This window comes from Microbulbifer maximicatervae (SeqCode) (assembly GCF_052467505.1).
Genome location: NZ_CP174313.1, coordinates 4,203,709 through 4,229,817, shown reverse-complemented (window position 1 = coordinate 4,229,817; position 26,109 = coordinate 4,203,709). Strand labels below are relative to the sequence as shown.

23 protein-coding genes and 1 tRNA gene are annotated in these 26,109 nt (G+C 47.7%); 16 read left to right on the top strand and 8 right to left on the bottom strand.

Annotated features, from left to right (window positions below; genetic code table 11):
* Window positions 1–14 precede the first annotated feature (14 nt).
* From ACJJIN_RS18625 to ACJJIN_RS18595, 7 genes are all read left to right on the top strand, one after another.
* Window positions 15–2,174: an AsmA family protein gene (locus ACJJIN_RS18625; RefSeq protein WP_444895733.1), complete on the top strand. Its 2,160-nt coding sequence runs from the start codon at window positions 15–17 to the stop codon at window positions 2,172–2,174.
* Between the two features lie 79 nt (window positions 2,175–2,253).
* Window positions 2,254–3,339: an A/G-specific adenine glycosylase gene (gene mutY, locus ACJJIN_RS18620; RefSeq protein ID WP_444898274.1), complete on the top strand. Its 1,086-nt coding sequence runs from the start codon at window positions 2,254–2,256 to the stop codon at window positions 3,337–3,339.
* Window positions 3,340–3,354: 15 nt separating this feature from the next.
* Window positions 3,355–3,630 carry an oxidative damage protection protein gene (locus tag ACJJIN_RS18615; protein WP_282930759.1) on the top strand — a complete coding sequence of 92 codons (276 nt, stop codon included), beginning with the start codon at window positions 3,355–3,357 and terminating at the stop codon, window positions 3,628–3,630.
* A gap of 126 nt (window positions 3,631–3,756) precedes the next feature.
* A tRNA-Phe gene (locus ACJJIN_RS18610) sits at window positions 3,757–3,832 on the top strand.
* A 674-nt stretch (window positions 3,833–4,506) separates the two neighbouring features.
* Window positions 4,507–4,830: a hypothetical protein gene (locus ACJJIN_RS18605; protein ID WP_444895732.1), complete on the top strand. Its 324-nt coding sequence runs from the start codon at window positions 4,507–4,509 to the stop codon at window positions 4,828–4,830.
* A gap of 81 nt (window positions 4,831–4,911) precedes the next feature.
* Window positions 4,912–5,190, top strand: a complete 279-nt coding sequence (locus ACJJIN_RS18600; RefSeq protein ID WP_444895731.1) for a DUF4160 domain-containing protein — start codon at window positions 4,912–4,914, stop codon at window positions 5,188–5,190.
* 9 nt (window positions 5,191–5,199) lie between these two features.
* On the top strand, window positions 5,200–5,481 hold the full coding sequence (locus ACJJIN_RS18595; protein ID WP_444895730.1) for a DUF2442 domain-containing protein: 282 nt from the start codon (window positions 5,200–5,202) through the stop codon (window positions 5,479–5,481).
* A gap of 51 nt (window positions 5,482–5,532) precedes the next feature.
* Here ACJJIN_RS18595 and ACJJIN_RS18590 read toward each other — a convergent pair whose 3' ends face one another.
* The 3 genes from ACJJIN_RS18590 to ACJJIN_RS18580 form a co-directional block, all read right to left on the bottom strand.
* Complete coding sequence (locus ACJJIN_RS18590; protein ID WP_444895729.1) at window positions 5,533–5,685, bottom strand: hypothetical protein; 153 nt, start codon at window positions 5,683–5,685, stop codon at window positions 5,533–5,535.
* Window positions 5,672–5,860 carry a hypothetical protein gene (locus ACJJIN_RS18585; RefSeq protein WP_444895728.1) on the bottom strand — a complete coding sequence of 63 codons (189 nt, stop codon included), beginning with the start codon at window positions 5,858–5,860 and terminating at the stop codon, window positions 5,672–5,674. The genes ACJJIN_RS18590 and ACJJIN_RS18585 overlap by 14 nt, the downstream gene beginning before the upstream one ends.
* A gap of 137 nt (window positions 5,861–5,997) precedes the next feature.
* Window positions 5,998–6,534, bottom strand: coding sequence for a hypothetical protein (locus ACJJIN_RS18580; RefSeq protein ID WP_444895727.1), 537 nt, complete (start codon window positions 6,532–6,534; stop codon window positions 5,998–6,000).
* Between the two features lie 958 nt (window positions 6,535–7,492).
* On the opposite strand from ACJJIN_RS18580, the gene ACJJIN_RS18575 reads away from it, so the two are divergent.
* The 5 genes from ACJJIN_RS18575 (at window position 7,493) to ACJJIN_RS18555 (ending at window position 15,491) form a co-directional block, all read left to right on the top strand.
* Window positions 7,493–8,407 (top strand): restriction endonuclease, encoded by a 915-nt coding sequence (locus ACJJIN_RS18575; RefSeq protein WP_444895726.1) that lies wholly within the window; start codon window positions 7,493–7,495, stop codon window positions 8,405–8,407.
* A gap of 87 nt (window positions 8,408–8,494) precedes the next feature.
* Window positions 8,495–10,186 carry a class I SAM-dependent DNA methyltransferase gene (locus ACJJIN_RS18570; protein ID WP_444895725.1) on the top strand — a complete coding sequence of 564 codons (1,692 nt, stop codon included), beginning with the start codon at window positions 8,495–8,497 and terminating at the stop codon, window positions 10,184–10,186.
* A complete protein-coding gene (locus ACJJIN_RS18565) occupies window positions 10,176–11,636 on the top strand; it encodes a restriction endonuclease subunit S (protein WP_444895724.1) in 1,461 nt (486 codons plus the stop codon). The genes ACJJIN_RS18570 and ACJJIN_RS18565 overlap by 11 nt, the downstream gene beginning before the upstream one ends.
* A gap of 22 nt (window positions 11,637–11,658) precedes the next feature.
* Window positions 11,659–12,330 (top strand): abortive infection family protein, encoded by a 672-nt coding sequence (locus tag ACJJIN_RS18560; protein ID WP_444895723.1) that lies wholly within the window; start codon window positions 11,659–11,661, stop codon window positions 12,328–12,330.
* On the top strand, window positions 12,330–15,491 hold the full coding sequence (locus tag ACJJIN_RS18555; RefSeq protein ID WP_444895722.1) for a type I restriction endonuclease subunit R: 3,162 nt from the start codon (window positions 12,330–12,332) through the stop codon (window positions 15,489–15,491). Before ACJJIN_RS18560 ends, ACJJIN_RS18555 begins: the two co-directional genes overlap by 1 nt.
* Before the next feature lie 417 nt (window positions 15,492–15,908).
* Here the strand turns inward: ACJJIN_RS18555 and ACJJIN_RS18550 are convergent, their stop codons facing one another.
* Both ACJJIN_RS18550 and ACJJIN_RS18545 read right to left on the bottom strand, forming a co-directional pair.
* Window positions 15,909–16,628, bottom strand: coding sequence for a methyltransferase domain-containing protein (locus tag ACJJIN_RS18550; protein ID WP_444895721.1), 720 nt, complete (start codon window positions 16,626–16,628; stop codon window positions 15,909–15,911).
* Window positions 16,629–17,729: 1,101 nt separating this feature from the next.
* Window positions 17,730–18,125, bottom strand: coding sequence for an SEN1984 family lipoprotein (locus ACJJIN_RS18545; protein WP_444895720.1), 396 nt, complete (start codon window positions 18,123–18,125; stop codon window positions 17,730–17,732).
* 1,441 nt (window positions 18,126–19,566) lie between these two features.
* Between ACJJIN_RS18545 and ACJJIN_RS18540 the strand changes: the two genes are divergently transcribed.
* From ACJJIN_RS18540 to ACJJIN_RS18525, 4 genes are all read left to right on the top strand, one after another.
* Complete coding sequence (locus ACJJIN_RS18540; RefSeq protein WP_444895719.1) at window positions 19,567–20,364, top strand: hypothetical protein; 798 nt, start codon at window positions 19,567–19,569, stop codon at window positions 20,362–20,364.
* 101 nt (window positions 20,365–20,465) lie between these two features.
* The gene (locus tag ACJJIN_RS18535) at window positions 20,466–20,903 is read left to right on the top strand and encodes a DUF1810 domain-containing protein (protein WP_413663762.1); all 438 of its coding nucleotides are present in this window, start codon (window positions 20,466–20,468) and stop codon (window positions 20,901–20,903) included.
* Window positions 20,904–21,280: 377 nt separating this feature from the next.
* On the top strand, window positions 21,281–21,904 hold the full coding sequence (locus tag ACJJIN_RS18530) for a GDSL-type esterase/lipase family protein (RefSeq protein ID WP_444895718.1): 624 nt from the start codon (window positions 21,281–21,283) through the stop codon (window positions 21,902–21,904).
* A gap of 176 nt (window positions 21,905–22,080) precedes the next feature.
* A complete protein-coding gene (locus tag ACJJIN_RS18525) occupies window positions 22,081–22,209 on the top strand; it encodes a DUF1810 family protein (RefSeq protein WP_444895717.1) in 129 nt (42 codons plus the stop codon).
* Window positions 22,210–22,246: 37 nt separating this feature from the next.
* On the opposite strand, the gene ACJJIN_RS18520 is transcribed toward ACJJIN_RS18525, so the two are convergent.
* From ACJJIN_RS18520 to ACJJIN_RS18510, 3 genes are all read right to left on the bottom strand, one after another.
* Window positions 22,247–23,584, bottom strand: a complete 1,338-nt coding sequence (locus ACJJIN_RS18520; RefSeq protein WP_444895716.1) for a dicarboxylate/amino acid:cation symporter — start codon at window positions 23,582–23,584, stop codon at window positions 22,247–22,249.
* 189 nt (window positions 23,585–23,773) lie between these two features.
* On the bottom strand, window positions 23,774–24,970 hold the full coding sequence (locus ACJJIN_RS18515) for a YHYH protein (protein ID WP_444895715.1): 1,197 nt from the start codon (window positions 24,968–24,970) through the stop codon (window positions 23,774–23,776).
* Between the two features lie 107 nt (window positions 24,971–25,077).
* Window positions 25,078–26,109, bottom strand: coding sequence for a LysR family transcriptional regulator (locus tag ACJJIN_RS18510; RefSeq protein ID WP_444895714.1), 1,032 nt, complete (start codon window positions 26,107–26,109; stop codon window positions 25,078–25,080).

Sequence of the window (26,109 nt, the reverse complement as noted above, 5' to 3'; positions counted from 1 at the left end):
GGACAATGCTCTCCATGGCCTGGATAAAGCGCACTTTTATCGCACTTTTAATCGTTTTCCTGCTACTCGCTGGCGCCGTTGCCTGGCTGTTAGCAGGACTCGACATCAACCAATACAAACCCCAGTTAGAAAAACTCGCTGCCAAGCAGGGCATCTCCCTGCAACTGGAAGGTGATATCGGCTGGCAGCTGTGGCCCAAGCTCGGCCTGCAACTTGAAGATGTACAGCTGGCACCATTAAAGCTACCAAAACAAACTCTGGTGAAAGCAGAAAAAATTGCCATTGGCGTGGCCCTAAAGCCACTACTGCAACGCAAAGTAGAGGCCGAAGAGATAGTCCTGGTAGCTCCGCAAATTGAACTCACCGTCGACAAAGAAGGGCGCAGCAACTGGGAGCTGATTAGCGAGGCCCTGGAAGCTCAGAGCAAGCAACCTCCCAAACTCTCTATCCCCAAGGAACAGGAAGAGCCATCACAACAACAGGTCGACCTGAGCCTGCAAAAGCTGCGTATCGAGAAGGGCGTGGTGCTCTACAGCGATGCCCAGACTAACAAAGAGTACAAAGTCCAAGACCTGCAGGTAAGCGTTATTAACCTGGTGCCGGGTGGCGAGCCGGGCAAACTCACTGCCGCAGCAGACCTTACCGGCAGCGACCTCAAACACCCACTGAAGCTAAAAATTGATAGTACCCTCGCCCTGGACGAGGGCCTCAATGGGCTGCGCCTGCAACCGCTACAAGTAGACCTCACCTCTGAGAACAGCGCCAAGGCCAGCCTGCATATGCGCGGCTACCTGCGCAGGGACAGCAACACCCAACCCTGGCGTATACAACTAAACGTCAACGCCAATGCCGACCCTCTGCGCCCCTGGTTTGAACTGACGGGCACCGAAATCGATACCCGCGATAAAGCGGCACTGCAAAAGCTGAGTATCGAAGCGAGCGTGGAAGGTACCGAACAAAAGCTCGACCTGACACCGCTGCAATTGAAACTGGACGACGTCACCTTTAGCGGCAACGCCCAATTGCGCAACGCAGAAATGCCCGGGCTGGACCTGAACCTGCGCGGCGGCGCCTTTAACCTGGACAACTATCTGCCCCCTTCGAACGAAGATGAGGCTGGAGCCGCTTCGGCGGAACAAACCGAGGGAGTGGAAGCACAGAGTGCGCAGGCTCCCGCCGCTGAAGGCAAAAAGCAGGGAGAGCAGGCGACACAGAGTGATCAAACTGAAACTGCAGAAAAACCAAAGAGAACAGTAGCTGCCAAGCCTCCCGCAGCAGAACCCCTGCCACTGAGCGACCTGCGCGGCTTCAACGCCAATATCAACCTGGCACTGGACCAACTGCAAGCCGCTGACCTGCAAATGGACAGCCCAGAAATCCAACTCACTGTGGATAACGGCCTCTACCGACTGCAAAAATTGAGCGCCGATATCTATGGTGGCCAGCTGAACACGAATGGCCAGCTCAACGCTCGCGCCCAGTCCGCCGAGGCGCAGATGCGCGGCGGTCTCACCAATGTGGATATCGGCAAGGTCCAAGCTGCCCTCTTCCCCAGTGAAGAAGTCCAGCTGGCTGGGGAAGCCAGCGTTAACTGGAGTGCCAGCACCAAAGGTAAAACATCCACAGCTTTAGAGAAAAACCTGCGCGCCTCCGTTGAGGTTTCCAGCAAGGAAATGTCGATTTCTCCATTCAATCTGGAGAAAAACATGTGCCAGCTGTTCAGCTACGCGGAAAATACCGAAATGCCCACCCGGGACTGGCCCAACAGCACCGGACTGCAGGACCTTCGCGCCACCATCGCGGTGAAAGGCGACCAGGTGGATGTGAGCGAAATTCTCGCCGGTATCGAAAATATCGCCCTGACCGGTGACGGAGAGGTGGACCTGAAGAAACAGGACTTCGACTTCAAGCTCGGCTTGGCCCTGGTGGGCGAGAGCACCTCTGCCGACGGCTGTACCGTGCGCAACAAGCGCTGGCGCAACCGCCCGCTGCCGCTGCGCTGCAAGGGCGACTTCGACGATGTGAACATCAGCACCTGTAAACCCGACAGCCGCCGCCTCGACGACTTGCTGCGGGAAGAACTGAAGCACAAAGCCGAAAAGAAATATGGCGATAAAGTTGAAGAAAAGGTCGACGAACTGAAAGAAAAATTGAAAAATCTCTTCGGCCGCTAAGGCCCCGCTAAAGTGCACCGGGGCCCGCCCGGTGCACAACTCCAGCGTTCAACCACAGATTCCAGCCCGCAGTATCCCCATGACCCCAAAGCAGTTCCAAAATGCCGTCCTGAAATGGTTCGACAAACACGGGCGCAAAGACCTGCCCTGGCAGCAAGACATCAACCCCTATCGGGTTTGGGTGTCCGAAATCATGCTGCAACAGACCCAGGTCACCACGGTTATTCCCTACTTTGAGCGCTTTATGCAGAGCTTCCCCACTCTGGAAAGTCTCGCCCGCGCTCCCCAGGACAAAGTCCTGGCTCACTGGAGCGGCCTCGGCTACTACGCCCGCGCCCGCAACCTGCACAAATGCGCCCAGACGGTGCTGGAGGAATACGGTGGGGAGTTTCCCCAGGACGTAGAGGAACTGACCGAATTGAGCGGCATAGGCCGCTCCACTGCTGGTGCTATTGCCAGTATCAGTATGGGGCTCAGGGCGCCGATCCTAGATGGCAACGTCAAACGGGTGCTGGCCCGTTTTCACGCCGTGGAGGGCTGGCCCGGACAGACCGCAGTTGCCAATCAACTGTGGCAACTGGCCGAGACCTATACCCCAAACCAACGCGTTAACAACTACACCCAGGTGATGATGGACCTGGGTGCCACCCTGTGCACCCGCTCGAAACCACGCTGCGAGGAGTGCCCGGTGAAAAAATCCTGTGTGGCTCACTCCCAGGGCAACCCACAGGATTACCCCGGCAAGAAACCGCGCAAGGAAAAGCCGGTGCGCAGTGCCACCCTGCTCTTGCTTGAACACAAAGGTGAAATCTATCTGGAACAGCGTCCGCCCAGCGGTATCTGGGGAGGACTCTGGAGCCCACCTGAAGCCGACAATACCAGCGACTGGCTCAAGGCAAAGCGCTGGCGTGCCAGTGACGTCCAAACCCTGCCGACCCTGCGACACACCTTCACTCACTTTCACCTGGATATTTCCCCGGTGTGGGTACAACTGAGCAAAGTCCCAGCACAGGTGGCGGAGAGCGGCGCTGGCTGGTATAAACTGCGGCGTTTAAACCGCCCTCGTGCGGCCCAGGAACTGGGGCTACCCGCCCCTATCGTCAAGCTGGCAAAACAACTACTGGCGCTGCAGGCTCCCCTGCTCACGCCGACCACTGCCGACTAAAACCAGGAGGAGTCCATGTCCAGAACCGTATTCTGCCGCAAGTACCAAGAGGAATTGGAAGGTCTGGATGCACCGCCCTTCCCAGGCCCCAAAGGCATGGATATCTTCGAGAACGTTTCCAAGAAGGCCTGGCTGGAGTGGATGTCCCACCAGACCATGTTGATTAACGAAAAGCACCTGAACATGATGGAACCCTCAAGCCGCGCCTACTTGAGCGAGCAGATGATGAAGTTCTTGAGCGGCGAGGAATACGACGCAGCCGACGGTTATGTTCCGCCGGAACAGCAGTAACACAAGGCCCCGAAGCTTTCCCGGCAAAGAAAAAAAACTTTTTTATAATCAAGGGGTTGACTCTGACCCGGGGAAGGGCTTTAATACGCGCCTCGCGACGCAGGGGAAGCCCAGCAAGATCGCAAAGCCCGGATAGCTCAGTCGGTAGAGCAGGGGATTGAAAATCCCCGTGTCGGTGGTTCGATTCCGCCTCCGGGCACCATATTAAAACCCGCGCAAGCACCCGCTTTCGCGGGTTTTTTATTATCCCTGTCATGTGTCAATAAACGCCAAAAACCACTAAAGTGTCCACATCGTGTCCACATAGAAATTTTTTGGTCCAGCGCCGTTCCCCCCCAGTGGCCACAATTGCCCCTCTTCAGCTTTAGTGAACTACGGCTTCAAAAGTATTCATTCTGTGAAATCCTGGTTAGCCCTTAACCCCGCACCAGCTCAGGCCAGGGCCGCTAGTCTCATTTCATCAACTAAAAGAGTGCCAAAAATCGGCAGGCGTGGGGAGGAGTGACCGGCACTAATTTTTCTATACAAATAACAACCAGCAAGGATTAGCTGGGGGCGCCAACAACTATTTTTAATAGGGTTCTCCATTAAGAATACTGAGTTAGCACCCCCGTACATAAAAAAATAACTGATTAAAAAAAAGAAAAGTTAGTCCGCTCCATAGCAATAGATTCAGACAGATTGGTATCGACTGGCGCTATACATTTACGGATTAGTTAAACTTTGATGTAAAGGAAGAAAGTAGGAAATAATTAAATATAATTTATTAAGATATGCACCACTTCAAAGTAATTTACAAGCGGGATTAAAAGGCTGTATAAACTGAAGAAATTAAAACTTCCTTTTAAGCAGGCGTTCAAATTACACGGAGCAAGTATGAGCAACAAATTTATATCCAGCTGGTTTATTTCTTCTTTAGCGCATGACAATGTAGTAAAGGGGATGATTAGAAAGAAAGTCGAAAAACAGTACAATCAAAGAATTGTAGATATAGATGAGTTCTCAAACACCTTAAGAAAAATGTATGAAGACTTTGATGCTGATGGTTACGACGTAATTAATGTTGTTCCAATTCAGCAGGGGCAATCTGAGCAATCAATAGGGCATACTAAAGAAGTTTTTTCAGAGTCAACCTATCTCGGTGATGTTGGCTTCTCTATCACAAGAGGCGCGGTTGTTATAGGTAAGAAGCGAGATTAAGAGCTTTATCACTATAAACAATGCTTACAGTTAGGCAATAGGTCTTTGAAATTTTAATGACAGTCAAAGCATGAGGGAAAAATGCCAGAGATATGTAGATTTATGGGAATCGTAATTTATATGTACAGGGAAATAGGGGGAAAGCATCATTTCCCACATGTACATGTAGATTACTCAGGGAGAAAAGCAGTTTTTAATATAGCTACAGCTGAATTAATGGAAGGCAACTTCCCTCGCAGGGAAAAGAAATTAGTCGAAGCCTGGATTGAGCTTAGAAAAACCGAACTGCATACAAACTGGAATAAACTTAATGTGCCTACTGGCACTCCAAGCTTCTTTAAGATAGAACCACTGAAGTAAAGGTAAAATATGTCTGATTTAGAAAAATGGGTTATTAAGAGCTTTAATATTATAGGCGACTATACAATTGAATTACATTTTGCCGATGGAAAAAAGCAAACAATTAATTTTGAGCCAGTTATAGGTAAGGGATGGATGACCAGCCTTAAAGATCAGGCGTATTTCAAGAAAGTTAAACTTAATGACGGTGGCAACCTTGAATGGCCTGAAGGTCAAGATTTTAATCCAGAAGCACTTTATGACTGGCCTAGATTCGAGCAAGCATATATTGATGATTTAAACTCAATGTAGAGCTACTAAGCTTTTTTATCCAATGCAAAAGTGCCAGCACAAACTGGCACTTTAACTGAAACTAAGGGCAAGACTGTCACTAGCAAAGCGATTTTGATCCTTCATCAACTTCAATCCAAGCTCTACCTTCTTAGCTTTATCCTTCAGCACAGATTTTCTACTTTTTAATTGTGACTGAATATCTCTAATCTCATCTATCTTCATTTCGCTTTAAAATCCTTTTTACATGTATCTCAATAGGGTTTGTAAGCTTGCCTCTCGGCTCATTATCGACATCTTTTTTTGCAAGCTCTTTCAGCTCTTCTATCTCTGGACGTAGTTTTTTAAGAGATCTTTTTATCTCTTCTCGCCCTTCTTTTGTTGTTGGATCATGTTTCATAACAACCTTCTCTTTTTCATCTGTCCGGGCATCTTTTGATGGTAGTAGGTGCGAGGACCAAAACCTACTGACTTATACTAAAAAGGGAGAAGGAAAGAATACACCGCGCTTGGGACCCTATGAGGCATGGATGCCGATTAGGAGCTTACAGGGATGTATTCACAGCGTGTCTCGAGTGCGGTGTATTCTTTCCTTCCACCCGAGTAGTGAGCCTCTTCTAAATGGGCAAAAGGCTCAATTACCCATATTTCATCTGCACCGACAATATCAGCGAACAGGGTCGCGGCAGCAGAGATTACCGGAAGAGATCTCATCCCCAAAGGACTAGGCCTTACCGGTGTTGATTCAATAAAGTCCAAGCGTACTTTTGAGCCGGCTCTAGAAGTTTGACCATATGCCAGCGCACCCAATGTCCCAGCTGAAGTAAGAGCAATTTCGAACCGATTTGGCTTATTTTGATAAGATTTAAATAGCTCAACCCAATCCCAACCACCCCTATCTCTTCTATATCCTTTGCCTTGAAGGTTCTCCCAGTTATTTGCAAGCTGGCAATCTCGCAATGTCACTCCTTTTGCATTAACACCAAAATCATTTCGAATTTCTTCAAATACAATTTCCCGGATAGCATTATATTTCTGCTCCTTTACATTGTGATCATGGCGACGTGGATACACGCATACTCTCCTTTATATAATTAACCCATGGTGCTTCTTGCAGGGATAAGACTTACAAGTTTATCCAGGAGTATGAGGAGCTAGAATCATAAGGAAATTTAAAAAATAGTTTTATGACCACCTTGAGAACCAGGTCTCATCCAAGTATACATACAATAATTAATAGGCTAATTACTTATACGCAACGTACGTACCATCTAAGTGTGTTTATCACTTTTATTTTCAGTGCAAGAATACAATTCTCCGCAATCAGGGAAAGCTATGGACTCACCCCCGCACGGAAGGCAAATGGAAAAAAACGTACAATTTATAATTCAATACGTGGTTAATAGGTTTATTTATGGGTATTTAAAAATACATTCCAGAAAAATTTAAAGACTTAACTGATTATAAGTGCCTGAAAAAATTATTGAAAATGGATAGGGAGGGTCACCAAAACAGCCCCTGAAGCACTCACACCATCTAAAGAAGATTTAAAAATATGAAGAAAAATGAAAGTCTTGGTCTATTTAGCACAGTGCAAAAATAACAGCATGAACTGATGTCTTTGCTAATATGAAGAGACAATACCGTTCTTTCAATACTCCACCCCACTATATTGAATAGCGCTCAATTTTCTCCGCTCAAACGTCCAAAATATTTGACCAAGAGAAAAACACTCTCGGCTTAGACCTGGCAATTTATTCTGCAAGCACCATTATTTCTTACTCTGTAGGCGCCGTAACTTGAAAGCCGTTTGCACTCTCATTCATCAAGCGGGCTCCACCAGCAACGTAAAGCTTACGCAGGCCCTCACTCTAGCTAAGTGGGCTTTGCTGTAATGGCTCCACCCTAACCCATCGCTCAGGAGCAACAAGCCACTGCCGCAGCACGCAGTAATCCACGTCTCCAAATACCCCAGCCTTCCCCAAAAATTTATGGTATTTTCTATCGCTTAAAACGGCGTCACAAAATCAAAATGCCTATTCCAAGTTATCAACAACTCTTCCGCCCGCTCTTAGCAGCCATAGAAGATGGCCGTGCTCACCAAATGGCCGACCTGCACGAGCGCCTAAGTACATTCTTTGAGCTAACCCAGGAAGAAATCCAGAGGCGTCTCCCCAGCGGCCGCCAAACCTATTTCCGCAACCGTCTCGGCTGGGCCCGCACTTATCTAGGCAAAGCAGGACTTATCGAAATCCCCGCGCGCGGTAGCTGCAAAATTACCGACCGCGGTCGGCAAGTATTGGTCGACTGCCCCAATGCCATTAGCAACGCCTACCTGCGCCAATACCCGGAGTTTGTAGAATTCACCCGCGGCTCCCGTGAAACCGCTGATAGACCCCAGGCAACCACCACCGACAACGACCTAACCCCAGAAGAACGGCTACGCAGCGCCCATGCCGAGCTCAAAGACACCCTGGCAGACCAATTGCTTACCCATATCAAGCAGTGCAGCCCGCAGTTCTTTGAGCGCTTAGTCGTCGACCTGATGCTCGCTATGGGCTACGGCGGTACCGCCGAAGACGCGGGCCTTGCCACCCAATACAGCGCCGATGGCGGTATTGATGGCATTATTAAGCAAGATCCGCTGGGACTAGACAGTATCTACCTGCAAGCCAAGCGCTACACCGAAAACACCATTGGCCGCCCAGAGATACAAAAATTCTGCGGCGCATTGGATATGTGCCGCGCAAAGAAAGGGGTATTTATAACCACCAGCCGCTTTAGCCAGGAAGCCCAAGCATTTGTCGGCATGATTGAAAAGAAAATTATCCTGATCGACGGCGACAAACTCGCCGACCTAATGATCACCTATGGACTAGGTACTAGCGTCAAAGAAACCCTGACCCTACAAGCCATAGACTCCGATTACTTTAGTGAAGACGATTAATACCGGCTCAAGCAAGCCCCAACAATCGATGCAAGTACTGACGAACACACCGAACAACCACAAGATTTAACCAATAGTCGTAACTCAATGACCAACAGCGAAGAACAACAGTTTCTCAACGACCTCGAGAAAAAACTCTGGAATGCCGCCGACAAGCTGCGCTCCACCCTGGATGCCGCCCAATACAAACACACCGTACTGGGCCTGATCTTCCTCAAATATGTCTCCGATGCCTTCGATATCCGTCGCGCTGAACTCAAGCAGCAGCTCACCAATGCCGACCACGACTACTTCCTCGACCCAGAGGACTTTGGCGGTGCCGACAGTGAAGAATACGCAGCAGAAATCGATATCGAACTGGAAGTGCGCGACTACTACCTGGAAACCAATACCTTCTGGGTGCCGCATCAGGCCCGCTGGCAGTTTCTGCAAGACAACAACAAGGCCGTAATCGGCGGTGCCGAACTCAGCTTTCAGGACGAGAAAGGCCAGGACAAAACCCTCAAAATCAGCTCCGTCGGCCACCTGATTGATAACGCTCTGGAGGCCATCGAAGCCGACAACCCCAAGCTCAAAGGGGTACTCGACAAGCGCTACACCCAGCTGCAAATCGACCAGTCCAAACTGGGCGAGCTGATCGACCTGATCGCCACGGTGCCGTTTAACCACGCGAGCCTGAACAGCAAAGATATTCTCGGCCACGTCTACGAATATATGCTCGGCCAGTTTGCCCTGGCCGAGGGCAAGAAGGGTGGCCAGTTCTATACGCCCAAGTCTATCGTCAGCCTGATTGTGCAAATGCTCGAACCCTTCAAGGGCCGGGTGTACGACCCGGCCATGGGCTCCGGCGGTTTCTTTGTGCAGTCCGAGCACTTTATTACCGAGCATCGGGGCAAGATTGGCGAAGTCTCCATCTACGGCCAGGAATACAACCACACCACCTGGCAGTTGGCCGCGATGAATATGGCCATTCGCGGTATCGACTTTAACTTTGGTAAAGAGCCAGCCAACACCTACACCAACGACCAGCACCCGGACCTGCGCGCCGATTTCGTCATGGCCAACCCGCCGTTCAATATGAAGGAGTGGGATACCGGCATCGCCGAGGATGACAAGCGCTGGCAATACGGCAGGCCGCCATCGGCCAATGCCAACTTCGCCTGGCTGCAACATATGCTCTACCACCTGGCCCCCAACGGCAGTATGGGCCTGCTGCTGGCCAACGGCTCCATGAGTTCCAACACCAATAACGAAGGGGAAATCCGCAAGCGCCTGATTGAGGCCGACCTGGTGGAGTGCATGGTGGCCCTGCCCGGCCAGCTGTTTACCAATACCCAGATCCCCGCCTGTATCTGGTTCCTGAGCAAAAACAAAGGGGCGCGCACCTCCGCCGCTGGCCGAAAGCTGCGCGATCGCCAAGGTGAAGTGCTGTTTATCGACGCCCGCAACCTGGGTTATATGAAAGACCGGGTACTGCGGGATTTCACCCAGGAAGATTTAAACCAGGTTACCGAGACCTACCACAACTGGCAGGTAGGCGAGAATTACGAAGATGTACCAGGCTTTGTCAAAGCTGCCAAATTAGAAGAGCTGCAAAAGCACGATTTTGTGCTGACTCCGGGGCGCTATGTGGGTGCGGCTGCGGAAGAAGATGATGGCGAACCCTTTGCCGAGAAGATGGCCCGTTTAACCGGCCAGCTAAAAACGCAATTTGCAGAATCGGATCGTTTAGAAGCGGAGATTAAAAAGAACTTGGCGGGGTTGGGTTATGATGTCTGATCATTGGACAACGATTGGCGAGGTTGCCCAAGTCTTCGACGGACCACACGCTACACCCAAAAAAATAGAAAAAGGCCCTTATTTTCTAAGCATTTCTAGTTTAGAAAATGGTTCACTCGACTTGTCTAAGTCAGCGCACCTTAGTGAACACGACTTTGCGAAGTGGACAAAAAGAGTTACCCCGGAAGAGGGCGACGTGCTTTTTTCTTATGAGACTAGACTGGGAAATGCTGCTCTCATGCCCGGTGGGATTGTAGCCTGCTTAGGAAGGCGAATGGGACTCCTTCGACCAAACCGTAGTAAAGTAATTCCTGAGTACTTACTTTACGCATATCTATCGCCTGCCTTCCAGGAAACAATTAGAGCAAATACTATCCACGGAGCAACGGTTGATCGCATCGCTCTTAAAGAAATGCCCAGATTCCCTATTCGGATTCCACCAATAGGAGAGCAAGCTAAGGTCGTTTCTATATTGAAGTCATTAGATGAAAAAATTGAAATCAACCGCCAAACCAACCAAGCCCTGGAACAGATCGCCCAGACTCTATTTAAAAGCTGGTTTATCGATTTCGAACCCACCCGCGCCAAAATCGCCGCGAATCAGGCCGCCCAGCTGCGTCAGCAGGGCCAAAGCGACAGCGAAATTCTAAGCAAAATCCAGCAAGAACCACGCTGGACCAGCGCCCAGGCCGCCATCATCTCCCAAGGCAACCCCGAGCAAGCCGCCATCGCCGCCCTTAACGGTGGCCAAGCCTACGATACCCTAAGCGAAGCGCAACAAGCCCAACTTAAAACCACCGCTGCTTTGTTTCCGGATACGCTGGTGGACTCGGAGTTGGGTCAGATTCCAGAGGGGTGGGAAGTAAAAACCCTAGACAAAGTCACATCTACAATTATTGATCACCGAGGTAAAACTCCAAAAAAACTAGGAGGCGACTGGGTAGAAGAAGGCTATCCAGCTGTATCAGCAAAAAACATTAAAGGTGGAAGGATTACTAGACATGAAACCATCCGCTTTATTAATAACGAGCTATACGCTAAGTGGATGAAGGTCGAAATAGAAAAAGGCGACATTTTATTGACCTCTGAAGCGCCCATGGGAGAGATGTATTTTATTGCCGACGACACAAAATATTGCCTAAGCCAGAGGTTATATGCATTAAGAGCAAACAAAATAAATATGACTCCAAGTTTTTTATACTTATGGCTTCAGACCTCTATAGCTCAAGCTGATCTGGAAGGTCGAGCCACTGGCACCACGGTTGTCGGCATTAGGCAAACTGAACTGAGGAAGGTTAACACTCTAGTACCACCATTTGAACTCTTAAGCACATTCGAGAGCAATATGATATCAGTTTTTGAAAGGCGAAATATCAATGAGCTGGAATCTCAAAACTTAACTTCTTTGCTAGATAGCCTATTACCCAAGTTGCTAAATGGACTCTTTTAAAAAGCAGGATAAGTAAAGGATTATGGCAGGGATGTTTCATAGGACCAAAGATATTATCGATCGCACAGCAGATCGATATCGTTTAGAGCGAACTTTTTTGGCTGCAGAACTCGCTTATGACGAAAAAGAAACAGGGTTACTTATCGGCCATTCGAAGGCGCTCGTTGAAGCTGTTTGCAAATCTATCCTTGATGAATATAAAACTGAATATGCATCGGATATTAAAGTCGGAAAGCTAGCGAAAAAGACGATGGATGTCTTTGAGGTGGGCAAGGGGCTGGACAACAAAAAGAAGACTACTGAAGCGTTTAAAAAAATAATTAATAGTTCGGCCTCACATTTTGAAACAGCTGTACAAGGAATTGGAGAATTAAGAAATGACTTCTGCCCACTTGCACACGGAAAATCAGCCAACCACGTCCCCTTAGACATACATTATGCAGAGTTTATTGCCAAACAAGCAGATTCAATAGTGGGATTTATTTATGATCTCCGGGAATCATATATTACGGCAGAACCCAAGTCCGAGCCTGTCAGAGATTCTGATTTTGATGCATTCCTAGATGATGAATTCGACTCAGTTGTTATCTATGAGAATACTTATTTACCATCAGAGATACTATTTAACGTAGCACCAAACGAATATCAGAAAGTTTTTGAGGAACGCAATGAGAGTTTGGAGGATGCCATATAATGATCTCAGAGGATTTGTTAGAGAATACTTGTATTGCTTGGTTTGAACAGACAGGGTACGACTACATTAGCGGCTACGATATCGCCCCCGATAGCAATACCCCGGAGCGCAACGACTACCGCCAGATTATCCTGCACGAGCGCCTGCTGAGCCGATTGGAAGTTATCAACCCCCAGGTGCCAATATCCACCCTTGAGCTAGTCACCCAGCAGATCGCCACACCAGAAACGCCTACCCTGATCAAAAACAACAAAAAGTTCCACCAGTGGTTGCAGGAAGGGGTCAAGGTCGAGTTTAAGGATGCCAACGGCGAGGTAGTGACCGACTATGTAAAGCTGGTGGACTTCGCCAATACCAAACACAACGAATTTTTGGTGGTCAACCAGTACACCATTATGGGTACCAAGGGGAGCCGCCGCCCGGACATTATTGTATTTATCAATGGCTTGCCGCTGGCCGTGATTGAGCTGAAAAACCCCGCCGACAACAGCGCCGATATTTGGTCCGCCTACCAGCAGCTGCAAACTTACAAAGAAGAAATCCCCGACCTCTTTATCTTTAACCAGGCGCTGGTCATCAGCGATGGCCTCGATGCCCGCGTCGGCTCCCTCACCGCCAGCAAAGAGCGGTTTTTGCCCTGGCGGGTGGTCAATAACGAGCACGACAAACCGCACTTTGAATATTTCTTAGAAACCCTGGTAAAAGGCTTCTTTAAGCCCGAACTGTTGTTGGACTATATCCGCCACTTTGTGCTGTTTGAGCAGGACGGCGATCAAATCGTTAAAAAGATCGCCGGTTATCACCAGTTCCACGCGGTGCGCCAGGCAGTGAAAGCGACCGTGATTGCCGCCGAGCGATCCAGCACGGTGACTGAACCCCGAGCGAACTATGCCGATAAAGTAATACCCGGTTCCGGCAAGGCCGGGGTGGTTTGGCACACCCAGGGCTCCGGCAAGTCCATCTCCATGGTGTGTTACGCCGGCAAATTACTGGCACAGCCCGCCATGAATAATCCCACCATCGTGGTGGTCACCGACCGCAACGATCTGGATGGCCAGCTGTACAACACCTTCTGTATGGCCGCCGATGCCCTCAAGCAGACCCCGGTACAGGCCGGCGACAGAGACGAGCTGCGCCAGATACTCGCCGCGCGCCAGTCCGGCGGTATCGTGTTTACCACGGTGCAAAAATTTGCCCTACTCGGCGAGGAAACCAGCCACCCGGTGTTAAGCCGCCGCCACAATATCGTGGTGGTCAGCGACGAGGCCCACCGCAGCCAGTATGGCGACAAGGCCAAGTTCAACGCCAAAAAGGGCACTTACACCTTCGGCTATTCCAAGCATATGCGCGATGCCTTGCCGGCGGCCTCGTTTATCGGCTTTACCGGTACCCCAGTCGACTCGGCCGATAAAGATACCCGCGCGGTATTTGGTGAGTATGTCTCCATCTACGATATTCAGGATGCGGTAGACGATGGCGCCACGGTGCCCATCTACTATGAATCGCGCCAGGCCAAGCTGGATATCCACGCGGCCGATATCGAGGCGCTGAATGAGAATGTCGAAGAAGTTATTGAGGACGAAGAAGATGTGGCCGAGCGGGAGAAAACCAAATCCCGCTGGGCCACGCTGGAAAAACTCGTTGGCAGCCAGCCCCGGGTGGAGCAGGTGGCCAAAGACTTAATCCGGCATTTCGACAGCCGCACTGCCTCCATGCCCGGCAAGGCCATGATCGTGGCTATGAGCCGCGAGATCTGTGTCGACCTCTACGATGCTATCGTCGCCATCAAGCCCGACTGGCACCACCCAGACACCGACAAGGGCGCGATCAAAATTGTGATGACCGGTTCGGCGTCAGACAAAGCCAAGTTGCAGCCGCATATCTACAACAAGGAAACCAAGAAAGCATTTGAAAAGCGATTTAAGGATGTGAACGACCCGTTAAAGCTGGTGATCGTGCGGGATATGTGGCTCACCGGCTTCGATGCCCCCATCTGCCACACCATGTATATTGACAAGCCCATGAAGGGCCACAACCTGATGCAGGCCATTGCGCGGGTTAACCGGGTGTTTAAAGACAAGCCCGGCGGCTTGGTGGTGGACTACATCGGCATTGCCAGCGAGCTGAAGCAGGCACTCAAGACCTATACCGGCGCTAACGGCAAGGGTAAGCCCACCCACGACGCCCATGAAGCCTACGCCATTCTGCTGGAAAAGCTCGGCGTACTGCACGATATGATGCACGGCTTTGATTACAGCCAATACGAGACCCAGGCCCTGCAACTGTTGCCCGGCGCCATGAACCATATTCTCAGCCTGAAAAACCCCGGCAGCGGCGAACTGGATGGCAAACGGCGCTTTCTCGATGTGATGGCCGCACTCAGCAAGGCCTACACCCTGTGCAGCACCCTGGAGGACGCCGCACCCTACAAGAAAGAGATCGCCTTCTGGGGTGCGGTGAAAAACGCCATCAGCAAATTCACCACCATCGACAAACGCCGCACCGATGAGGAAAAGAACTCCGCACTCAAGCAGATTATCGACAATGCTATCGTCGCCGACGGTGTGGATGATATCTTCAGCATGGTGGGCCTGGACCGCCCGAATATCGGCTTGCTGTCCCCTGAATTTATGGAAGACGTCGCCAATCTTAAGGAAAAAAACCTGGCCGTTGAGCTGCTCGAACGGCTACTGCGCGACGAAGTAAAAGCGCGTATGAAAACTGATGTGGTGTCGGAGAAAAAATACTCCGACCGCATTATGGAAGCCCTGCGCAAATACCACAATCGCGCCATCGAAACCGCCCAGGTGATTGAAGAACTGATCCAGATGGCCAAGGACATGGCCGAAGATGCGCAGATGGCGGAAAACTCCGGTCTCAATACCGACGAAATCGCCTTCTACCGCGCCTTAATCCAAAACCAGTCGGCGGTAAAAGAGCTGGGCGATAACAATCTGCGCGAACTCGCCAAATACGTTACCCAGCAGCTGCGCAAATCCACCACCGTGGACTGGCAGGTGCGCGACAGCGTGCGCGCCAAACTGCGCAACCTGGTGCGCCGCGCACTGCGCAAATGGAAATACCCACCGGATGGGGCGGATGAGGCGGTGCAGCTGTGCTTAAAGCAGGCGGAGACATTGAGTCATAGCTGGAGTGCTTAGGTCTATCACCCGGGTGAACCGGGGGTCTACGGCAAAGTGGAGCCTGAAGAGGCTTATGGCAGCCTCTTGGGCAAGGCCTCTTAATTAGGCTTAAGAAAAAGCGGCCAGAACGTAGGGAAATTGGTGGGGGACTCCGAGCCAAGCAGCCTGTACTTGCCGGTGATTATGATGAATATTAATAAACTAGTGAAAGGTCTGCCGTCAGGCAGTTCATCCTCTCGCATTCATCCTTATTACTGCTAACCTTGAGCCTGCAGACCAAGTAGCTCGATAATCGGCGCAACTTTAAGAAACTAAAAGAAAGCAGATTCCATGTATAGTCTTAAATAGTGTTGCCCCGATTAGCGCCCTTACCTTCAATTCACATTAGCGACAACATCTAAGAAGTGAACTATAGGCAAACTTAACTCTTTACACTCAGGGGTTTTGAGCAACGAAAAACATACCAGGCTTGAGCGGCCCAGGAAGAGCCGAGGAGATAATATTAAAAATCTTCCGCTTATCATTTTTTAAGAGGACATTTTTATTTGAGTGCTCTGAAAATCTATAATCAAAATGGTTTTCATATCTAAACTTTAGCAGACTAAAGCCTAGCTCTGCCAAATAAAAAATCAATTCCTTTTTGGTATACTCACGGAAATGCCCTGGGTTGTTATGATTTTCTCGGATCAACTCATATGGATTTCTACCAAATATAATCTTCAGCCTTTTATGTAGAGCAACGGCATTGGGCGTTTGTATTATAATAACGCCTCCTTTATTTAGAAGAGTCTTAAGAAAGCCTAAAACCTGACCTGGGGAAGTATATAAATGCTCAACAACTTCAGAAAATATTATTATATCGTATTTAGGGACATCCCTTCTCCACAATGACCTATCTCTACAATCATTTAAATTAAAATTAAAGTGACGGGAGATAGAATTATCACTTTCGCGCTCAAGACCTAATGTGTCTACATTTTGAAACTTACTGATCAGGACTTCAGTAAAATCAGACCTACCAATATCTAAGATTCGAAATCCATCTTCATGATAATGACTAACGGTATCAAATAAAATTTCAAATCTAGGGAAGTGATATCTCAAGTATCCACTAAGAGCTCGCCTTTCGAGCAAACCATATAATTCTTCAGCCATAAATATCCGTTTTAACATAACATACAATTTATCATAGTATCAGATTATTTCTAGCGATAAAGCTAACTCTGCCATATTAGTGGCAGCTATTAATGACGCACAAATGATACGATCGAATCACTTGGATGCATATTTTTATTATTTACTCTACACCATTACCGAGTCATTCTTTATTTAAACCATACAGGCAAGATAAAATCTTTCCCCACCTTCCATATTTGTTTGTGATGATAAAAATCAAATAAAATTAAAATGATCGCAAGCTACGCCACCCAAGAAAGGCAGGATCATGAGTTGAAAGTAGCAGCCGATATGCACTTGCACTCAGCATAAGGCACAAAAAAATTTTACCTGCTTTCAAAAAAATGTCTCTAATGAAACTAAAAAAGAAATAATATAGGACAACTTTTGAGGACAAAGCAAAATTCAATCTTAATTTTAAAAATAATAATCCCCTATATACGGCAAGTTAAAATCTAGACTACTACAATAACCGACACACATGATGATAACGAAGAAGACCAATTGACTATATACCAGGCAAATTCCACACCAACAAGCCAGGAATTTCATGGAAACTCATTCCCGCCACCTGCCATGAAAGAACGATACCAGATCGTAGCTCCCCACGAATAAAGTTATTCAGCTCAGTAGTTTTTACTATAATTTTGTGAGAATACTTATCTCTCGCTATTGTATCTGCGGCATGGGGTTCAGATTAATTTCGTCATGAAGGTACTTGATCGTGAACTGAAAAGCGCTGACTCTAAATAAACTACTAAACGAATGAAACTTAAGAAATATAAAAACCGCTCAGTTGCTAAATAATTTACCACTGAGGGCTTCCAAGGAAAATGTTTAAGTACTTGCGTTCGCTGAAGTTTCGAGCGAGTATGTTTGCATCAATTATACTGACAATCTAAGTATTACTTCCCGTATGGCCCACTAGTTCAGCATAAATATACCTGAAACCCGAAGGTCTCAGGTTTCAAGTAATCAAATGGAGATACACCTATATAGAAAATTGGGATTCAGAAAAGTAGCCAGCTCTTTTACGATAACGTGAAGTGCCGGATGAAAAACCAATTTTGTAAGGTCTCTTTAGTTATTAAAAACACCTGATTTGCTACTGATATCAGATTCTGACATGTTATATTTTTTGACTACATCGCCCTCAAACATAACTACGAGTTGTTTTTGTGTTCCTGATGTAGAACCCCCAAACCAACCTACAACTGGAACATAGCTCACTGCGTCAACTTGGCTTTCCGTCAAAAAATAGTGCCAAATTTCTTTCCCACTATCAGTGTAGCTGGTACTATTCGGAGATCCAAACATAGACTTAATATCAGATTTAGTGGTTACACCTTCTGTAATTTTTTCTTGAACACTAGTTTCGCTTTCCTCTTTTAGAGCCTGATTACCACCAGAAGAAGCACATCCACCAATAAATATTGAAAGAAATGAAGCTAATACTACATTTTTTTTATTTATCATTTTTAATTTCCAACTTGAGGTTTAAGAAGGCACGAATCTTAAAACAAACAAAAATCGAAGAACAGATGATTAAAAAGCACAGCTGTGCCACCTAAATAGAAAATGGAGCTTTCGCCCCACTTACAGCATTTTTTTGACTACAAAAAAGCCAAATTGCATAAAATTATAAGGAATAAGCTATACGTAAGTACCAAGCCTGTAAGATTTTGTAATTCAATACACCATAAGAGCGCCTACCGAATAGTTATTCTAGATTTAGCGCATCTCTAAAAATTAGACAATTTAAAATATTCTGAACTAGATAGAACTACTATTAAAGAGTTTTTAACATCTGGCGAAATACATTCGCCTTATGAAAAGCCTATTTTTATAAAAACTTTATATCTACATCTAGCTTAATATACAACACACTCAACACGCGAAAATAACCTGTCTACTTTTGGAATAACTAATACGGGTAAGAATCATGAAATACCCACTTTCGGACATCAATTCCATCTTAAAACCTAAATATATAGTGCTCAGAAGTACAAATAATTTATGCCAACTTTATCAATATACCGAAATACTGAGGTAGTCGAGAAGAAAATGAGTAAGTTAGGTATATAAGATTTTAAAGTAAGCAGGCAAAACCTAAAAACCAAGCAACAGTAAGACTTTGATACTCACTAGACCAAGAAAAGCAATGAGAGATGCTACAGATAAAATAATTAAATCTGCATGGACAACAAATATAAACTGATACGTGAATATGAGGTAACCACAGCTGATATGCATACTTCATAGGAGTTTGCATTACTGTATGACTATACTCGAAAAATTTTGTACGGACAGCTCTTTTACATCGATAAGTTAAAGAGCACACTGGAGGCGATGAACTACCTTAGTTTAGTTCTTTGGAAAGAGGGATAAAAAATCAATCGCTAAATATCTAGGAGAGCATTGTGCATGTACTTGGATTCATGGGAGGTAACCAGGGCAGAGTTCTCGCTCGAACCATTGGGCTTGTGCGTGACTGCATTAAGATTGATATGGTGAATTTAGTTTTCGGCAGACGCCGATTTGTCGAGTTATTCAGCCTAATTTCGCTAGCCTTATAAATAAAGGAATAAAATAACTGTGAATCTTTATCTAGGGTGACTGAAAAGTGCAATGGCTCCCATTAGCTCAGAAATCCCCTGCAACCCTTTACCACAGCCTGAGCCTAAGTATTTAGTGGGGTTCGATTGTAATTCCAGTCTATCGGGCTACCTCTCAGGCCCAGGCCGGTGGCACTAATAAATATATACACCACATTCACTGTCTAGACTCACAATTAAATTTTTCAACATGCGCTTTTTGTAGTAAAATATTCTACTGATTGCTTTCTTCTGCATCAAGTGCAGGCTCAACAAAGCCATCAATAATAGAAAAATTCTTGCTTTATATCAGAGGTGTATAGATGTCAGCGGGAAAGCCCAATAGAAATATTCATATTATCTACGGGAGCATTCTCGTTTTAATTGTGTTGAGTTTTTGCTTTTTGCTATATAAAAGTGAAAAAATTGGCTCTTTACGTATCAAAGTGGGAAATAGCGAGCTAGAACTACAAGTGGATGGTAACAACAGTGCAGTTTCAATTAGAGCTGTACTGGACAAACTCTTTCAGGACGAAGAAGCTCGGCGTGAATCCAAGGCGTTACTTAAAGAGTTTGGCAATTTCTATTTACCCACAGATCCTGAATTAATTGGAGAAATTGAAAAACAACCTATTAAATCTGATGTTTCTCAACGTTTGCGCGAGCTTCTCTATGGATTGAAAGGGCCTTTTGATCGACAGGCTCACAGCTACTACGATATCAAAAGTGTGCAGGTTGTCGATGCGATTAGAGATTTGGAATTTAACCACCCGGTGTCTAAAGGCCTACGAGAGATGCTAATTTACAGACGTGGCCCCTTTGAAGAAAGATCTAAAGAAGTACTGCTAAGCGTTCCCGCAGGCAATAGTATTCCATCAGGAAGAGCGGCATCCTGTCGCGGCAATGATTTTTTCAGGCGGGAAATTCGTATTTTTAATACTCAGCGAACAAATTCAATTTCCGTCTTTGTCAGCGGTAGTTTTCCTTGTACTGCTGACACTTCCAATGACATACATCGGCTAATTCAACTTTCCTATGCCGATATGAAGAACCTATTGGGAGATTCTCCTGTGGGAGCCAAGGAGCCCGCCCTTGCTGAGATCATGATGAATATCAATTAATTGGTGGAAGTTCAGCCGTCAGGCAGTTCATCCTCTCGCATTCATCCTTATTGCTGCTAACCTTGGGCCTGCAAAGGAATAAGAATAAAGGGAATCAAAGCATGGCCCAACCATTTCACCTTGAGCGTTTTGTGACGGCGCAAGAAAGCTCTTATGAAAGTGCCCTGAGTGAGTTACATAGCGGCCATAAACGCTCCCACTGGATGTGGTATATATTCCCCCAGATCTCCGGCCTGGGGCACAGCGCGACATCCGAACATTTTGCAATTAAAAACCTGGATGAAGCCCGGGCTTACCTGGAGCACCCTGTGCTCGGCCCCAGGCTCAAAGAGTGCTGCAAGGAGTTATTGCAACTGAATAATTACTCCGCTTACCAGATATTCGGCTCACCGGATGATGTAAAACTTAAGTCATCCATGACGCTATTTTCTATCGCCGATCCCAAAGACAAGCTATTTGAAGAGGTGCTGGAAAAATACTATGAAGGACAGAAGGACCTTCGTACTTTCGAGATACTGAAAGTTCCTGTCCAACATTAGTTACCTGCAAGGGTGGAGCTTTATGATCGGAAGGCTGGATGGCAATCATGATCTGAACCATTATATTGGCGTACAAGCTGTAGTATCCATACTCACAGAATCCACCACTCTACCCATATTAAATTTTCCCCACCATTTTAGGCCGAACCGATCAGCACCTCTTTCCCCCCAAAGAGACTGTAAATTTGCTACCCACCTTAGAACTCTCTCCATTCGATTTCTAATTGTTTTTTAACAAGGCTATTCCTAATCCAGCCTTGGACTCTCAACTTTTCGAAATCACGATTTGATACTAATCAATACAACCTGGACTTGGTCGATGTCTATAATGGTAACGGCAAATAAAATCCAAAGTTCAGTCAAATTAGTGACTTTCTATGGCACGAAGAGTCCCCCAAAAAATTGTCTTTATTGGCTCCAGTTCTATCTATGGAAAAGGTGATACAGAACTAGGCGGATTTGTTCAACGATTCCGGTTTCGGTTCGAAACTTTAGATCCCCATAATATAGTTTACGCTCTGGGAATATTCGGAGAGAACGCGAACTCTTTAGCCATAAGACTTTCCCGAGAACTGCCTCCAAGAAGGCCACACTTAATCGGGATATATCCTGGTTTCAATGATATTTGCCGCATCGGGGGGCCAAAGGCTGAGAACTCTGTAGCGCTGGACTCTTTCCGTCAAACAGTGCGACAGCTGTTACAAACTTCTAAAACCATCGCGCCATCCTTCCTAATGACAGGCATTCCGTTCGATGAGCAACGAACTACCCCCTTTCGGAATAGTGATAGCTATTTCTATCAGGCTGATGCGGACCTTTATAACCAAGCTATGAGAGAATCTGCCACTGCCGAAATAATCCCCATACTGGAGTTTGACAATTTATGGCGAGATCAGGAATTTATTACCCTTCTCTCAGAGGATGGCCTCCATGCAAATCCCAAGGGACATCAATTACTGTATGAACAGACTTGGGATTTTATCTCTAAAAATTACTTTTAGTATTTATAAATATTTTTCAATCAGATAAATTCTGAAAAAAATATAATGACTGTTACGATATTGAATAGTTTATATTTGTTTTTTTCATTTTATAAAGATCACCCATACTTTACATATGCCACTTTTTTCTATTTCAAGCTTCCTTTAGATACACTAGAAGTAATTAAGATTTTAAGATGAAATTTTCTATGGCCTTATTTGCATTGGCAGAAGAGGGCAGAACTTTGTTTGATACAGTCCTGGAGAAATACTACGAGGGTCAAAAAGACCCTCGTACTCTGGAGATTCTAGTTATGCCGCAATAGAAACCGGGAACCCTCATTTAAGCCATCACTTTGACAGTCAAGCCGTTTGGGCGGATTCCTCCTCCAGGTTGTCGCTGCCTAACAAGCGGTCCATCACCAGACAGGCTGTCAGATCCCCGGTCACATTGACTGCTGTACGGCACATATCGAGAATCCGATCCACCCCCAGAATCAGCGCAATACCTTCCGGTGGGACACCAATACCGGCCAGAATAGTAGCAAGGATAACAATACCCACTCCTGGAGTACTGGGAGACCCAATAGATGCTCCCACAGTGGTCACGGTGAGACCCACCAACTGTGCAGTGGTTAAGTCAATACCATATACCTGAGTTAAAAATACCGCAGCGATTACCTGATAGAGCGCCGTGCCATCCATATTCACAGTAGCGCCCAGGGGCACAATAAATTTGGCGATGGATGGTTTTACTCCCAGGGGACTTTCTGCAACTTTCATTGACAGCGGCATTACCGCAGCAGAGCTGGATGTGGAGAATGCCAGTAGCTGCACTCCGCTAATTCTCTGCAAAAATGTGATCGGGCCGACGGACGTCACCAGGGAAACAATGATCAGGTAAAAACTGAGAAGAATAAGTAACCCCAGAATTACGGTGCCCACATACACAGACATTCCCAGAATTGCAGTGAGACCAACGCGAATGGCGATATCTGCCAGAAGGCCAAATACGGCCAGGGGTGCAAACAGCATGGCCCAACCAACCACCTTAAGTGCCACCTCCTGAATAATGCCAAAAGCGTATACTGCGGTTTCCCGCTGCTTTTGCGGCAACAGCATCACTGCAACACCAATAAAAATCGCGTAGACCACCAGCTGCAACATATTGCGCATGGCGATACTTTCGTTGAGGTTGGCGGGAATCAATTCAGCAATACGCTCGGGAAGCGGTTTGGACTCCATAATCTGGGGGGCGCTCGCAACCTGCAACTCGGTAGCGGCGCTGAGCAGGGACTCATCGATATAGTCGCCGGGTTGGATCAACTGGACCAGGATAATGCCGATAATCACCGCAACGGTGGTAGTGCCGACAAAGTAGGGGGCGATACGCAGCCCGACCCGTTTAAGCTGACTGACGTTCCCGCTGCCACTGAGCCCCAAGATGATTGAGGACATAATCAGTGGTATCACCACCATCTGGATCATATTCAGAAAGATGGAGCCCGGCAGCTTAAACCAGCTGGCCAATGCCGCACTGAGATCCTGGCTCACCAGCGCGGCCCCTTCAGGAGATAGCAGCAGGCCGACAGTTAGCCCCAAAATCATGGCGACCACTATCTGCATCCACAGGCGAGTGCGCACCAGCACACCGAGGGATTCCACCATTCGGATCAGATAGAAATTTGTACCATTGCTCATTATTGGTATTCCGGATTACCTGAAATAGTTAGCGGCATTATCTCCCAGGGCCATTAAGGAAACCTGACGGTCAGATCAAGTCCTGGGCTTATAAGACAGTTATTCGACGCCATTTATTGATATCAATACCAAAAAGAGCGCTGAGACTCTCTTCGTCTTTCACTATTTGAAGCAACAATCGGGCCTGAGTTAACGCCTGGGTGGCCCGGGAGGTCCCCGATGGGAGAAATCGCACAGGCTTTGATTGCCGGCCAGGGCACAACCTCTCTCCCCTTTTAGGCAATGCAGGATATCGTTTTCTGCAGCGAGGTTGGCGTGGTAGTGGTAGCCCAGGTCTGCAAACTCATGGCCACGGCATTCGTCCAGGTCATCGGGCTCGCGGCCATCGGCATTCTCCCGCGCATAAATCAGATAGCCATCTATGGCGACACCGACAATCGCTGCATGGCTTGCGGCAGACGGGTAGGCTTGGCTGCAACCCAGGGCAGCGTGGTAGTGATAGCCCACATGGGGGTTTACATGACCACCGCAGGCATCCACTGGCGCTAAGGTATGTGCACCTAAAATTGCACCGATGGGCGCGGCGATATCAAATTTAACCCCATTAAAAGCGACCCCATAACCGGAAAAACCATCGGGATTCTGCTTTGACTTGGCCTTGGTAGGCTGTACGGGGATCAGGTAGCGGGTATGAAAATCCGGGCCCATATAGCTGGCTAAACATTCCACGCAGTAATTATTGTATTGCGGTGCAACATCTGGCCGCGCGGCCATCTCACAGGCCTGCTTTGAATCGGTAACTTTTACCTCCCCAGTTTTGGGGTCGTATAGGCTCCATTTTGGATCAGAGAAAAAGGTCGCAGCATTTTTAACGAAAGGTCCATCAATCGGCTCTATCTGCTGCTTGATAAACATCATGCCGCCAGACGTAATTGGATCGACAACATTGCGTGGGCACCAGGGCCCTATTTTATGTTTGGGTTCAGCCTTTACCACAATCATCCAGCATTGGGTCTTGCGCCCCTCAGAGAGGGTGCAATCCACTTTTTTAATTTCCTCAACCAGTGCGTCTTTGGCAAATAAGTGGGGGATGCCCATTTGCTCGGTAAAATCGGAATGAGCGTAAACAGAAGAGTTCAAAAATATCAGCAGAAAAAATGCTACACGCATGGCGACCACTACCTGAACACTTGGAATGCTCAAGTTTAGCAGCGCTACCTCCCTCGCTAAGGAGCCTCTGAGCAACTCCGTAATGCCTCTGCGGGTCTTGAAGGCTGCAGATGTTAGGCGCAGCTTGCCGCGAATGGCTCTAGCCCTTTGCAAGGGCTGCAACGCAGCAGCTGTGGCCTTCAAGGCCCGCCCTTCGGGGCTTGCAGAGCGATTCACACTCCGCGTTGCGGCTTCTTGAAAGGTCTAGATATTCCTGCGAAGCCGCGCCTTGATTGTGAATCGCTCTGCATGCCAGAGGTATCACGAAGTTATTCAGAGGCTCCTTAATTACTGGGAAATTGTTGTGCTAACAGGGCGCGAATCCACTTGTGCAAAGGGTCCTGACTGCTGCGAGTATGCCAGGCGGCAATCACATCAAACCCCGGGGGCTGTTCGACAATAGGCAGTGTTTTTAGTCGGGGATCAGGCAACAGTCGCGAGGGCAAAAAGGCAACGGTATTGGTAGAGGCAATGCACTCAGCTGCGGCGGCAAAAGAGGGGACAGACAGCACCACATTGCGCTCCAAACCAAACTGCTCAAACCAACTATCCGCCATGCCCCGCAGATCTCCCCTGGAAGGTGATACCACCAGCTGTGGCAAAGCCGCCAACTCTTCCATTTCCAAAGGCTGATTGGCGCTGTGCAGCATATCGGTGTGCTGACAACATACACAGACGTAGTGCTCCCGATACAACAACATGCTGGGGCTGTTATCCGGCACAAATCCCGGCGTGCTAAACACCAGATCCACTTCACCGGTTTGCAGTTGCTGGGCCATGCGATCAATCTCCAACTTAAGCACCACGACTTTTATATCCGGGGCCTGCTGACGCAGTTGCTTGAGGAGAACCGGCAGTACCACCCGCTGCTCAAAGTCTGTTGCACTGATGGTAAAGATGCCCCGATGCTGTGCCGGGTCAAATTCATCCGTACGCAGCAGCGCCGCGACATTGTTCAAGATCTCATCCAATTTGGGAGCCAGACGCTCGGCAAGAGGGGTGGGAATAACACCGTTGCTGGTGCGAATAAACAGCCGGTCATCAAAGATTTCCCGCAGGCGTTTCAATTGTTCACTGACTGTTTGCTGGCTCACACCCAGCTGGTCAGCCACCCGGGATAAGTTCAGTTCCCGCAAGATAGCGTTCATTAAGCGAAGTTGACGTAACTCCAGCCTCTCCAGCGGGTTCGCCCGATGATTTCTGCTCAAACCTGTATCACTCACAACTGTTACTTGGTTTTCATTGTATCCACGTAACCCTAGCATTGTGAGTAGATTGGCCCGTATGGCATCCACTTCGGTGGGGGGAGAGTTCAC

What these genes read in the sequence shown, in the direction of transcription:
- ACJJIN_RS18625 (WP_444895733.1), top strand. Translation starts at nt 15, where the DNA reads ATGGCCTGGATAAAGCGCACTTTTATCGCACTTTTAATCGTTTTCCTG.
- mutY (WP_444898274.1), top strand. Translation starts at nt 2,254, where the DNA reads ATGACCCCAAAGCAGTTCCAAAATGCCGTCCTGAAATGGTTCGACAAA.
- ACJJIN_RS18615 (WP_282930759.1), top strand. Translation starts at nt 3,355, where the DNA reads ATGTCCAGAACCGTATTCTGCCGCAAGTACCAAGAGGAATTGGAAGGT.
- ACJJIN_RS18605 (WP_444895732.1), top strand. Translation starts at nt 4,507, where the DNA reads ATGAGCAACAAATTTATATCCAGCTGGTTTATTTCTTCTTTAGCGCAT.
- ACJJIN_RS18600 (WP_444895731.1), top strand. Translation starts at nt 4,912, where the DNA reads ATGCCAGAGATATGTAGATTTATGGGAATCGTAATTTATATGTACAGG.
- ACJJIN_RS18595 (WP_444895730.1), top strand. Translation starts at nt 5,200, where the DNA reads ATGTCTGATTTAGAAAAATGGGTTATTAAGAGCTTTAATATTATAGGC.
- ACJJIN_RS18590 (WP_444895729.1), bottom strand. Translation starts at nt 5,685, where the DNA reads ATGAAGATAGATGAGATTAGAGATATTCAGTCACAATTAAAAAGTAGA.
- ACJJIN_RS18585 (WP_444895728.1), bottom strand. Translation starts at nt 5,860, where the DNA reads ATGAAACATGATCCAACAACAAAAGAAGGGCGAGAAGAGATAAAAAGA.
- ACJJIN_RS18575 (WP_444895726.1), top strand. Translation starts at nt 7,493, where the DNA reads ATGCCTATTCCAAGTTATCAACAACTCTTCCGCCCGCTCTTAGCAGCC.
- ACJJIN_RS18570 (WP_444895725.1), top strand. Translation starts at nt 8,495, where the DNA reads ATGACCAACAGCGAAGAACAACAGTTTCTCAACGACCTCGAGAAAAAA.
- ACJJIN_RS18565 (WP_444895724.1), top strand. Translation starts at nt 10,176, where the DNA reads ATGATGTCTGATCATTGGACAACGATTGGCGAGGTTGCCCAAGTCTTC.
- ACJJIN_RS18560 (WP_444895723.1), top strand. Translation starts at nt 11,659, where the DNA reads ATGGCAGGGATGTTTCATAGGACCAAAGATATTATCGATCGCACAGCA.
- ACJJIN_RS18555 (WP_444895722.1), top strand. Translation starts at nt 12,330, where the DNA reads ATGATCTCAGAGGATTTGTTAGAGAATACTTGTATTGCTTGGTTTGAA.
- ACJJIN_RS18550 (WP_444895721.1), bottom strand. Translation starts at nt 16,628, where the DNA reads ATGGCTGAAGAATTATATGGTTTGCTCGAAAGGCGAGCTCTTAGTGGA.
- ACJJIN_RS18545 (WP_444895720.1), bottom strand. Translation starts at nt 18,125, where the DNA reads ATGATAAATAAAAAAAATGTAGTATTAGCTTCATTTCTTTCAATATTT.
- ACJJIN_RS18540 (WP_444895719.1), top strand. Translation starts at nt 19,567, where the DNA reads ATGTCAGCGGGAAAGCCCAATAGAAATATTCATATTATCTACGGGAGC.
- ACJJIN_RS18535 (WP_413663762.1), top strand. Translation starts at nt 20,466, where the DNA reads ATGGCCCAACCATTTCACCTTGAGCGTTTTGTGACGGCGCAAGAAAGC.
- ACJJIN_RS18530 (WP_444895718.1), top strand. Translation starts at nt 21,281, where the DNA reads ATGGCACGAAGAGTCCCCCAAAAAATTGTCTTTATTGGCTCCAGTTCT.
- ACJJIN_RS18525 (WP_444895717.1), top strand. Translation starts at nt 22,081, where the DNA reads ATGAAATTTTCTATGGCCTTATTTGCATTGGCAGAAGAGGGCAGAACT.
- ACJJIN_RS18520 (WP_444895716.1), bottom strand. Translation starts at nt 23,584, where the DNA reads ATGAGCAATGGTACAAATTTCTATCTGATCCGAATGGTGGAATCCCTC.